Source organism: Butyrivibrio sp. NC2007 (assembly GCF_000421405.1).
Taxonomy (GTDB): domain Bacteria; phylum Bacillota; class Clostridia; order Lachnospirales; family Lachnospiraceae; genus Butyrivibrio.
This window is the reverse complement of sequence record NZ_ATWY01000002.1, coordinates 165,696-177,457: the sequence shown is the minus strand read 5'-3', so window position 1 is coordinate 177,457 and position 11,762 is coordinate 165,696. Positions and strand designations below refer to the sequence as shown.

Annotated in this window: 6 protein-coding genes and 1 other RNA gene; all 7 read left to right on the top strand. The window is 45.6% G+C overall.

Annotation, left to right across the window (positions count from 1 at the left end):
* Nucleotides 1-135: 135 nt before the first annotated feature.
* Nucleotides 136-1,848: a vWA domain-containing protein gene (locus tag G632_RS0102500; RefSeq protein WP_022767456.1), complete on the top strand. Its 1,713-nt coding sequence runs from the start codon at nt 136-138 to the stop codon at nt 1,846-1,848.
* A 47-nt stretch (nt 1,849-1,895) separates the two neighbouring features.
* Complete coding sequence (locus tag G632_RS0102495) at nt 1,896-2,417, top strand: RNA polymerase sigma factor (protein ID WP_022767455.1); 522 nt, start codon at nt 1,896-1,898, stop codon at nt 2,415-2,417.
* On the top strand, nt 2,410-3,018 hold the full coding sequence (locus G632_RS0102490) for a hypothetical protein (RefSeq protein ID WP_022767454.1): 609 nt from the start codon (nt 2,410-2,412) through the stop codon (nt 3,016-3,018). Before G632_RS0102495 ends, G632_RS0102490 begins: the two co-directional genes overlap by 8 nt.
* Before the next feature lie 17 nt (nt 3,019-3,035).
* Nucleotides 3,036-3,413, top strand: an RNA gene (rnpB, locus tag G632_RS20900) — RNase P RNA component class A.
* Between the two features lie 91 nt (nt 3,414-3,504).
* Entirely contained in the window at nt 3,505-5,913 is a 2,409-nt protein-coding gene (locus G632_RS0102485; RefSeq protein ID WP_022767453.1) for a glycoside hydrolase family 3 protein, read from the top strand.
* 24 nt (nt 5,914-5,937) lie between these two features.
* Complete coding sequence (locus tag G632_RS0102480) at nt 5,938-8,655, top strand: GH36-type glycosyl hydrolase domain-containing protein (RefSeq protein WP_022767452.1); 2,718 nt, start codon at nt 5,938-5,940, stop codon at nt 8,653-8,655.
* 20 nt (nt 8,656-8,675) lie between these two features.
* On the top strand, nt 8,676-11,744 hold the full coding sequence (locus G632_RS0102475) for a hypothetical protein (RefSeq protein ID WP_022767451.1): 3,069 nt from the start codon (nt 8,676-8,678) through the stop codon (nt 11,742-11,744).
* Nucleotides 11,745-11,762: the final 18 nt, after the last annotated feature.

The following is an 11,762-nucleotide window of genomic DNA, read 5'->3' as shown; positions in this document are numbered from 1 at the left end:
GAGTCAGGCCGACAAAACAAATTTAAGACCCAAAAATTTCTAAAAAATTTTTCAAATCTTTGCAACATTCCTCCACCCACATTTGTGTATAGGTTAGAAGGGCAAAAAACTTGCCATAAATCGGAGGGAAAAATTATGAAAAAGAATTACAACAGGTCATTATCGTTACTATTAACAGCAGGTATGATGGCAGGAACTCTTGCAGGGTGTGGGCAGTCATCGGCTACTCAGACTTCTCCGCAGGTTTATACCGATACATCAGCGGAGGTTTATGAAAGCCCGGCTTCAGCTTATGAAAGCGAAGCAGCTCCGGTCTGTGAAGAGCCTTTGTTAGGCGCAGAGAGAAAAGGAATATTTGATGTATTCAGCTCATCTGACAATGCGAGTGAATCTACATATTCTTACACGGCGCCGGATTATCCTGATATTACCGTTGTTCCCGAGTACAACACAGAATCCTATGACAAGCCTGATGAGAACGGATTCTTCATTACACAGGGACAGCCTCTTTCAACCTTTGCAGCAGATGTGGATACAGCATCCTACGCAAACATTAGAAGAATGATCGAGTCGGGATATGGCTCATCTGACATCAGTCCCGCAGCAGTAAGACCCGAGGAATTCATCAACTATTTCTCCTATGACTTAAACGGCCCAAAGAAGGGAGAGAAGTTTGGGGTAACTACAGAAGTTGCAACCTGCCCATGGAATGAAGAACATCAGCTCATGTTTGTCGGCGTAAAGGCAGAAGATAAACTTGACGGTGAGATTCCAAAGAGTAACCTGGTTTTCCTTATAGACGTATCAGGCTCTATGGATTCCAAGAATAAGCTCCCTCTTCTTCAGAAGGCATTCAGGGATCTTGTTGACAATCTTCCTGATGAAGGAACAGTTTCAATCGTAACCTATGCCAGCAGAGAGGCTGTAATCCTCGACGGTGTCAGCATGGCTGATAAAAAGACAATTAAGAATGCCATAAGTAATCTTGATGCAGGCGGATCAACAGCAGGCGAAGCAGGCATGGAAATGGCATACAGGATTGCAAAGGATAACTTCATCGAAGGTGGAAACAACCGCGTTATCATGGCAACCGACGGTGACCTCAATGTAGGTATCTCTGATCCCGATGATCTTGAGAGATTTATCAAGGCAAAAAAGGATGATGGCATTTACCTCTCAGTTCTTGGCTTTGGAGATGGCAATTACAAGGACGATGCACTTCAGTCACTTGCCGATTACGGCAACGGAAATTATTCATACATCGACTGTGAAGCAGAGGCACACAAGGTGCTTGTTGATGAGATGAGTTCAACTCTTGTAACTGTAGCAAAAGACGTTAAGTTCCAGGTTGAGTTCAATCCCGCAGTTGTTAATGCATACAGACTTATCGGTTATGAGAACAGAGTCATGGACGCTGTAGATTTCAATAACGACAAGAAGGACGGCGGAGAAGTTGGTTCAGGTCACACAGTAGTAGCTCTTTATGAGATCATTCCTGTAGGTGCGCAGTCAGCAATCGACCTTAAGTATCAGCAGGTTGAATCAAGTGCAGTAGATACAGGTTCCGATGACTTTGCAACCATCAAGATCCGTTACAAAGAGCCTGATGAGGACAAATCACAGCTTCTTACCTTCGTTGCAGATAAAGAGAAGTTCACAGAAAAGCCCAGTGACAACCTTGCTTTTGCAGGTCTTGTATCAGAGTTTGCAATGCTTCTTTCAGAGAGTGATTACTCAGGAACCATCGAGTTTAAAGACATTATGAAAGCATACAAAGAGCTTGATTATACCGATGATTACAGAGAAGAATTCTACGATCTTGTAAGAATGATGGCAAAGAGAAGCTGATATGTTATACTATCTCCCGAGGGTGCAATATCCTCGGGGAGATAGATATGTTTCGATTTGTATTCAGGTTTTTAAGCTTATTTTGCGGAGGACCACCGCCGGAGAGTGTGGTAGAAGTTATGGACAAGTATGGGGACAGGATTCTTCGTGTTGCTTATTCATACCTTCATAATATGGAAGATGCGGAGGATATCCTTCAGGATACACTGATCAAGTATATGCAGAGCAGTCCTGATTTTAGTGGGCCTGAGCACGAGAAGGCCTGGCTTATCACCGTGGCATCGAACCTCAGCAAGAATAAGATCAAATATAACAAGGTAAGGGAGGCAGATGAACTCTCGGAGGAGCTTGTTGGAAGAGAAGAGCAGGATCTTGCTTTTGTATGGGAGGCTGTTAAGCAGCTTCCTGTTAAGTACAGAGAGGTGGTCCATCTCTTTTATCAGGAAGGTTACTCGACAGGAGAAATTTCAAAAATTCTTGACCGTAAGGAGGCGACTGTCAGATCAGACCTTTTAAGAGCAAGGACACAGCTTAAAAATATTTTGAAGGAGGCGTACGATTTTGAGTAAGTATCAAGAAGTAATGGATCATATTAAAGTCGACGACGAAATGAAAAAGCGCATCCTTCAGAATGTTGAGAAGCAACTGGAGGAAGCTCCAAAGGAAGTCGACATATCTAAGTCTAAGGTTGTACCTTTTAGGAGATACGCAGCAATAGCAGCAACCTTTGCAGTTTTACTGCTTGGAAGCTATGCGGTTTCGCAGGTTACCGGCGGCATCACAAACACAAGCAGCTCAACGTCACTCTATGAGCCTGCTATGGATGCAGCATCCGAAGCCCCGGCCATGGAAGAGGCAGCATCTGAAGCACCAGCTATGGAAGAGGCAGCAGAAGCGCCGGTTATGGAGAACGAAGCTGCCGAAACAGCAGCAGAACCTTCATATTCAAATAAAGATGAAGCTCCCGTGAAGGCAGAGGATTCAGCGCAGGTAAATGTTCCGGAGCAGACAGAAGCTCTTGAGCCGGCAGCAGCACCTGTAGTTAGCGCAGAAGATGAGCTACCTATACTAGGCTCCGGTCGTCCGATAGGATCAGTGGTTGTAACAGTACTTATAGCTGCATTTGTCCTGACTGCAATAATAATATTTGTTATAAAAAGAAAAAGATGATATAATGTGACTCCTAATGAGCAGGATGGATGATCGCTGCCGCACAGACGAAAGGGTGCGGGAGAGGAAAGTCCGGGCTTCGCAGGGCAGGATGCCAGATAACGTCTGGTGGAGGCAACTCCCAGGATAGTGCAACAGAGAGACACCGCGTAGGAATGCTTGCATTCCCTGTGCACACGCAAGTGTGCGGCGTAAGGGTGGAAAGGCAGTGTAAGAGACTACCGTGCTGGTGGTAACATCAGTAGCCATGTAAACCCCATCCGAAGCAAGACCGAAAAGAGAGCCATGAGCCGGCCCGGTTCGCTCTCAGGTGGGTCGCTTGAGGCTGTTGGTGACAGCAGTCCTAGATAGATGATCATTCACGACATAACCCGGCTTATAGTTCTGCTCATTTATAGAAATTTCACACCTTCATAGAAAAAAAGCTCTTTTCATACCATATAAAAATGGTAAAATGTGGCTATATTCTATGGAGGTGTTTTTTTGATGCAAAAATGGGCAAGACTTAATTTTCAGCCTGCTCTTCCACTTAGAGGAGACAGGAGAGTAACCGGTAGTAGTGAGCATATTGCAGTTTCCAGAAAGGCAGCACAGGAGGGAATGGTTCTTTTAAAGAACGACGGTACACTTCCTCTTAGCTCAGATAAAAAGCTTGTCCTTATGGGCAAGGCGGCCGTTGACTACGTAAAAGGTGGCGGCGGTTCAGGCGATGTTTACTGTGCCTATATACATTCTTTGTACTACGGCCTAAAGTCTAAGGGCGTCTCAGTCTATGAACCCCTGATCGATCTATATAAGGAAGAAATGAAAAAGCAGTATGATTCCGGAAGAGTTCCCGGAATGACTGAAGAAGTTCCTGTTCCTGCGGATATACTTAAGGATGCAGCAGCATTTTCAGATACTGCTATTGTTATGATATGCAGATTTTCCGGCGAGGGCTGGGATCGCAGCAGCATTGAGTGCAATCAGGAGTTTAATCCTTGGCCTCAGAGCAGAAGCATGCCTTCCTTCTCATCAGAGATCTTCCCTGACGGAGATTTTTATCTTAACGCCGGGGAGAAAGAGATGATAAAGGCAGCCAAGGAGAACTTCAAAAATGTCATCGCTGTCCTCAACGTGGGCGGAATCATCGATTGCAGCTTTATTGCAGGAGACGATGCCATAAATGCTGCTCTGTACATGAACCAGGGCGGAATGGAAGGCGGAGATGCAGCAGCTGACATCATCCTTGGAGAGGTTAATCCTTCAGGTAAGCTTGCAGATACCTTTGCTGCAAGACTTGAGGACTATCCTTCAACAGAGAACTTCCACGAGTCCTTTGACTACGTAGAGTACACAGAGGACGTCTATGTCGGATACAGATATTTCGAGACCATTCCCGGAGCGAGGGATAAGGTTATCTATCCCTTCGGATACGGTCTTTCATACACAACCTTTGACATCACAGTTACCGGGGCAAAAGAGCTTGAGGATAGCTTCAGTTTTGATGTAAAGGTTACAAACACAGGAAAAGCCTCAGGTAAGGAAGTTGTTCAGCTCTACTACAAGGCACCACAGGGCAAGCTCGGTAAGCCTGAGAGAGCACTGGGCGACTTCGTCAAGACAAAAGAGCTTTCAGCCGGCGAGAGTCAGGACATAACTCTTACAGTAACAAAGAAAGCAATAGCTTCTTACGATGATCTCGGCAAGGTAGCAGATGCATGTTACGTTCTTGAGAAGGGAAGCTACGAGTTCTTTATCGGAAACAGCGTAAGAGATGCGAAGAATACTGACTTTACCTGGGAGAATGCTGAGGATATCACAGTAGAGAGGCTCAGCCACAAGGCAGGTCCCGTATCTCTTAAGAAGAGGATGATATCCGATGGCAGCTACGAGGAACTTCCTCTGGGCGCAGCCAGAGATATAAATGAATGTGTATTTGAAAAGATGGAGCCCGGCACAGAAGAGGCCCTTACTCCATTTGTACGAAGCAGAGAGATGCACTACCTCACAAGGCCTTTTAAGGAGGGCGCTAAGACCTTCTTTGATGTGGCTGAGGGCAAGGTGACTATAGATGAGTTCATGGCACAGCTTTCAGATGAAGACCTTATTCATCTGGTTGGTGGACAGCCAAACACCGGTGTAGGAAACGTATTTGGTATGGGCAACCTTCCTGAGTACGGTGTTCCGAATGCTCAGACAGCAGACGGCCCTGCCGGTGTTCGTATTGCTCCCGAGACCGGAGTTCTTACAACAGCTTTCCCATGCTCAACACTTATTGCATGCACATGGAACCGTGAGATTGCTGAGCAGATAGGCTGCGCAGGCGGAGAGGAACTTAAAGAGAACAACCTCTGCGTATGGCTTACACCTGCCATCAACATCCACAGAAATCCTATGTGCGGACGTAACTTCGAGTACTACTCAGAAGACCCTTACCTCACAGGAAGAATGGCAGCAGCCATGGTAAGAGGAATCCAGAGTAACAACGTAGGCGCAAGTGTTAAGCACTTTGCCTGCAACAATAAAGAGACCAACAGAAAGCACAGCGATTCAAGAGTTTCAGAGAGAGCACTCAGAGAGATATATCTGAAGGCCTTTGAGATTATAGTAAAAGAGGCTGAGCCTTATACCATCATGTCTTCCTACAATGCCATCAACGGACACAGAGCCTCTGAGAACAGAGACCTCCTTACAGGAATCCTTCGCGATGAGTGGGGATATAAAGGAATGGTAACTTCCGACTGGTGGACAAGAGGAGAGCACTACAAGGAGATCAAGGCAGGGAACGACCTTAAGATGGCCTGTGGATTCCCTGACAGAGTTAAGAAAGCTATGGAGATGGGTGCTATTACAAGAGCAGATATCGAGCCTTGTGCAAAGCGCATCCTGACCACTATTTTAAAATTTGACTAACACTTGCTTGAAAGGACAACTAACATGAGCGGATACACATTTACCGGTAAAGGCGGAGACTTCAGGATGGAGGATCCACAGCACAGCAGTGGACTTTACATTCCCGTTGCCGGCAACACCGGCCTTAGAAGTGCGGTTTCACCTGATTTTGGCGGAGATGCCAAGCTTGATCAGAACCACTTCCTTATAGCACCAAAGAGCATTTCCAACCTTCACAGCGACAGAGATACAAGAAACTTCTTCTGCGCCTATGAGGATGGGATCTGGTCAGCATGCGGAGCATCTGCTATGCAGGAAGCAGAGAGATTTACCGATGCTGAGGACAAGGTGGTTCTTGAAGGCGGACGCATGTGGCAGAAGGTCACAAGGACAGACAAGAAGAGAAACATTACCGCTGAGATTACAATCTTCTCACTCCTTGATACTCCTTCTGAGGTCATGACCGTTAAGATCACCAATGATTCTGACACTGAGACCACCTTTACCCCTGTGGCTGCGATCCCGATCTACGGAAGAAGTGCAGATAACTTAAGAGACCACAGGCATGTAACAGCTCTTTTAAACAGGGCTAAGGTATGTGAGGACGGCGTAGTGGTTAAGCCCACTTTGTCCTTTGATGAGAGAGGTCATCAGATAAACGACACCACATACTTTGTTCTCGGATCGGGAGCAAACGGAGCAAAGCCTGTAGAATTCATAGCTGATGTGGATTTATTTATCGGTGAGGGCGGAACATTTTTACGCCCCAGAACCGTTCTTGATATTACATCTTCTTCCTGGAAGAAGGCACCGTTTAACGTAGATGGAAAAGAGATGATCGGAGCCCTTAAGTTTGAGAGAGTAACTCTTAAGAAGGGCGAGTCCGTATCCTTCAGGCTGGCGATCGGCGCAACAACAGATCCGGAAAAAGACATTGCAAACGCTCTTTTGGCTATTACAAAAGCGGAAGATACAGACAAAATATTCGAGGAAACAAAAGACTACTGGAACAACCTGACAAACATCCACGTAAAAACCGGGGATGCAGGCTTTGATAACTATATGGAATGGATCACCTTCCAGCCACAGCTGAGAAGGATCTATGGCTGCTCATTCCTTCCTCATCACGACTACGGAAGAGGCGGAAGAGGATGGAGAGACTTATGGCAGGACTGCCTTGCACTCCTTCTTACGGATCCCGACGGCGTAAGGAAGATGATCATCGACAACTTTAAGGGTGTAAGATTTGATGGCACCAATGCCACCATCATCGGTGATAAGCCCGGCGAGTTCAAGGCAGACAGAAACGGAATTCCACGTGTGTGGATGGATCACGGTTTCTGGCCATTCCTTACACTTAAGCTCTACATGGACCAGACAGGAGACATCGAGATCCTGGGTGAGAATGCTACTTACTTTAAGGATGCACTTGTTTGCAGAGCTGAGAAGAGAGACGCTGAGTACGGCGAAGATTACGGCGTTGTTCAAAAGGATAAAAACGGCGCAGAGTATCAGGGCAGCGTTCTTGAGCACATACTTATTGAGAATGTATCTGCAATCTATGATGTCGGAGATAACGGCGAGATAAGACTTCGCGGCGCTGACTGGAACGATGCTCTTGATATGGCAACACACAAGGGTGAGAGCGTTGCTTTCACATGTGGATATGCAGGAAATCTTGTTGATATTGCGAAGTATATAAGGCTCTACGCTGATAGATCAGGCAAGACTACAGCGCCTGTTGCAGCTGAACTTAAAGAGCTTATCTTTGCTGACGGCGCAGACCTTCTTTCATCACCTGAGAAGAAGAGAGAGCTTCTTATGAGCTACATGGACAAGGTATCCCATGCAGTTTCAGGAGATAAAGAGGAAATCTCATTAGAAGATATCGCTAAGGCACTTGAAGCCAAGGCTGAGTTTATGATGAACCAGATCAGGGACAAGGAGTGGGTAACAGACTCTGAAGGAAACGGCTGGTTCAACGGATATTATGACGACAACGGCAAGAGAGTAGAGGGAGAGTTTGATACTCCTGATGGCAAGAATGTGAGAATGATGCTCACAGGCCAGGTTTTCTCTGTAATGTCAGGTACTGCCAAGGAAGAAAACGTAAAAGAGATCATAAAGAGTGCCGATAAGTACCTCTACAAAGAAGGCATCGGCGGATATCGCTTAAATACAGATTTTAAGGCCCTTAGAACAGATCTTGGAAGAATGTTCGGCTTCTCCTACGGCGATAAGGAGAACGGAGCTGTCTTTTCCCATATGGCAGTTATGTTCGGAAATGCGCTGTACAAGAGGGGCTTTGCAAAGGAAGGCTACAAGGCGCTTAACTCATTGTATAAGGCTTCTTCAAACTTTGAAGTCAGCAGGATCTATCCCGGCGTTCCGGAGTACTTTAACGCAGAGGGAAGAGGCCTTTATAACTACCTCACAGGTGCTGCAAGCTGGATGATGATGACTGTTGTTACCCAGAGTTTTGGTGTAAGGGGAGAGGCAGGAGATTTATGCATGCAGCCGGCTCTTTTGGCAGAGCAGTTTGACGATAACGGAATTGCTGCAATAACACTTCCGTTCAGAGGAAAAGAGTTCGAGGTAAGATATATCAACTCCGGCAAGAAGGAAGTTGGTGATTATCAGGTGAGCAAGGCCACAGTCGATGGCAAAGACATGGCAGTGGAAGACGGAAAGAGAGCTGTACTTACTGCAGCAGAAATCGACAGCCTTTCTGATGGAAAGCATACAATTGAAGTTTACTTATAATATTTATGAGGAGTGTGTTGATGAAAAACATGAATGAAGTTAAGGACGTAATGAAGGGCTATGGCAAGAAGAGTCCCTTCGCCAGCTTTCTTCCGGGAATTGCCGGAATCAAGGGAACGCCTATCTGGTGCTACTACGTAAACAGGGGACAGGCTGTAGTAAGCTTTGGCGTGCAGGATAAGGATCACAGCATCATGGAGTTCTACCCTGCACATACAGCTTATCAGAATGTATCAAGAACAGGCTTTAGAACCTTCATTAAGACAAACGGGATGGTCTATGAGCCCTTTGTAAAAAACACAGCAAATGCCGATATGGAGATCCATATGAACACCCTTACCATCGAGGATGATGACAGGGAACACGGCTTTGATGTAAAGGTTAAGTATGCAACTCTTCCGGGCGAGGAGATCGGAGCTCTTATGAGAATGGTGACCATCACCAACACAGGCGCTGAGAGCCGCGAGCTTGAAGTCCTTGACGGAATGCCTGCGCTTATTCCTTACGGCTGCATGATGGATGTAATGAAGAACATGGTACAGACCACCAAGGCATACATGCAGGTTGAGGATGCCGACAAGAAGAGACCTTTCTTCAGGGTAAGATTCTCCATGGAAGACTCTGCCGTTGTTAAGAAGGTTCCCGGCGGAAACTTCGGTTTTGCTGTTGATGAAGATGGAAATGATCTTCACACAATCGTTGATCCCGGACTTGTATTTGCTTATGACCTTTCTCTTTCAGAGGCTGTAGGCTTTGCAGAGACTTCATTTGACGAGCTTGTGACCAAAGAGCAGAACGTATCAAACGAGTTCCCGACATGCTTCTTTGCTAAGAAGAAAACTCTTGGCAGCGGAGAGAGCATGACTCTTTACGAGCTCATCGGACAGGTAAGAAACAAGGATATCTTTGATGATTTCCTTAAAAGAGATATTGATCCAAAGTATTTTGAAGAGAAGTTTGAAGAGGCTGAGAGACTCACAGACGAGCTTACAGCAGATGTTGCAACATCAACTGCAAACAAGGCTTTTGATGACTACACAAGATACAACTACATGGATAACGTTCTCAGAGGAGGTAAGCCAATCTCACTTCCCGGAGGACATACTTTCTATGTATATTCCAGAAAGCACGGCGATCTTGAGAGAGATTACAACTACTTCTCAATGTCACCTGAGTTCTATTCACAGGGCAACGGTAACTTCAGAGACGTCAACCAGAACAGAAGATGCGATACATTCTTCAGCCGCATAGTCGGTGATGAGAACATAAAGAGATTTTACTCACTTATTCAGATGGATGGCTACAATCCGCTTAAGATCGAGCAGCTCAGGTTCACGGTAAACCCGAATGTCCTTGGCGAAGTTGGGCTTAAGCAGCCATTTACACCGGGCGAGCTGGTTTCTGCAATCAAGGATTCCATGAAGGGAATCTCCGACAGGGAGTGCGAAGAGCTCTTTTCCAAGGTAATGGAGAAGGCTACAGAGACCATCAACGGCGACTTCGGTGAGGGCTACTGGTCAGATCACTGGACTTACAACCTCGACCTTATTGAGGACTTCCTTGAGGTTTATCCTGACAAGGAAAAAGAGCTTTTGGTAGATACAAGGGTTAAAGCCTTTGAGGCAAAGGTAGAGATCCTTCCAAGACATAAGAAATATGAGGAGACTGAGAATGGTCTTCGTCAGTACTACTATCTGGCAAAAAGAGATAATGCCAAGAAGGAAGGCAGCTTTGAGACCTATGCAGAGGGCAGGGATATAGAGATGAGTCTTTTGTCCAAGCTTGTCCTTTTATCAGCCTGCAAGTTTGCAGCCCTTGATCCTGAAGGTATGGGCGTTATGATGGAGGGCGGAAAGCCCGGCTGGTACGATGCTCTTAACGGTATGCCGGGAATGTTTGGCTCATCCATGAATGAGAGTTATGAGCTCCTTAGAATGATCAGATTTACTAAGGATGCAATTTCAAAGTTTGATGCTGAGATCACACTTCCTACTGACAGTATTGAATTCATCGAGAGTCTTAAGGATATTGAAACAAGATTTACCTCTGATTTTGATCTGTGGGATAACAGAAATGCTGTACTTGAAAGCTATAGAGGAGAGGTCTATGGCAAGCTCTTTGATGAAGAGAAGACTATTTCTTCAAAGGAAGCTGCAGAGATCCTTAGCCTGATGGAAAAGAGACTTGAAAAGGGTGTATCCAAGGCCTTTGACCTCGGCAAGGGAATTGCTCCGGGATACTTCACCTTCGAAGCTTCTGAGTACGACAAGAAGGAAGACGGAATCTATCCAAAGAGCTTCAAGGTTCAGAACGTTCCTTACTTCCTTGAAGGACCTGTAAGATTCTTTAAGCTTGAGAATACTTACGATGAGAAGAAAAAGATCTACGACAGAATTAAAGGCAGTGACCTCTTTGATAAGAAGCTCTCCATGTACAAGGTTAACGCTTCACTTGAGAACGCAAGTTTTGAGTATGGAAGATGTAAGTCCTTCACACCCGGATGGCTTGAGAATGAGTCAATCTGGCTTCACATGGAGTACAAGTATCTGCTTGAGCTCTTAAGGAGCGGACTCTACAGCGAGTTCTTTGAGGACTTTAAGATGCAGGCAATTCCATTCCTTGATAAGGAAGTTTACGGAAGAAGCACACTTGAGAATTCATCATTTATTGCCAGCAGCATGAACCCCAACAAGGCTATCCATGGAAAAGGCTTTGTTGCCAGACTTTCAGGTTCAACCATTGAGTTTATCAGCATGTGGAAGCTCATGTTCTTTGGTAAGAACATCTTTAAGTGCGAGGATGGCAAGCTGGTATTTGCTCCAACTCCTGCAATTCCTGAATATCTTATTAAGGACGAGGCAGGCAAGTACACTGTAGAGAGTACTCTTTTAGCAGATACAAATATCACTTATGAGATTGATGCAAAGAGCGATGTGATCCCGGGACATTACGAGATCAAGGAAATATCTGTAGAGTTTGCAAACGGTGATACCAAGACTTTCCAGGGAAGCACAGTTTCGGGTGATGATGCGGTAGCTATAAGAGATGGCAAGGCAGTAAGCGTTTGTGTTAAGATTGAAATCAGATAATAAATCTTAGATTGAGGT

Bases quoted from the DNA above. Each gene is read 5' to 3' on its own strand.
- G632_RS0102480 (WP_022767452.1), top strand. From the start codon at position 5,938: ATGAGCGGATACACATTTACCGGTAAAGGCGGAGACTTCAGGATGGAG.
- G632_RS0102495 (WP_022767455.1), top strand. From the start codon at position 1,896: ATGTTTCGATTTGTATTCAGGTTTTTAAGCTTATTTTGCGGAGGACCA.
- G632_RS0102475 (WP_022767451.1), top strand. From the start codon at position 8,676: ATGAAAAACATGAATGAAGTTAAGGACGTAATGAAGGGCTATGGCAAG.
- G632_RS0102485 (WP_022767453.1), top strand. From the start codon at position 3,505: ATGCAAAAATGGGCAAGACTTAATTTTCAGCCTGCTCTTCCACTTAGA.
- G632_RS0102500 (WP_022767456.1), top strand. From the start codon at position 136: ATGAAAAAGAATTACAACAGGTCATTATCGTTACTATTAACAGCAGGT.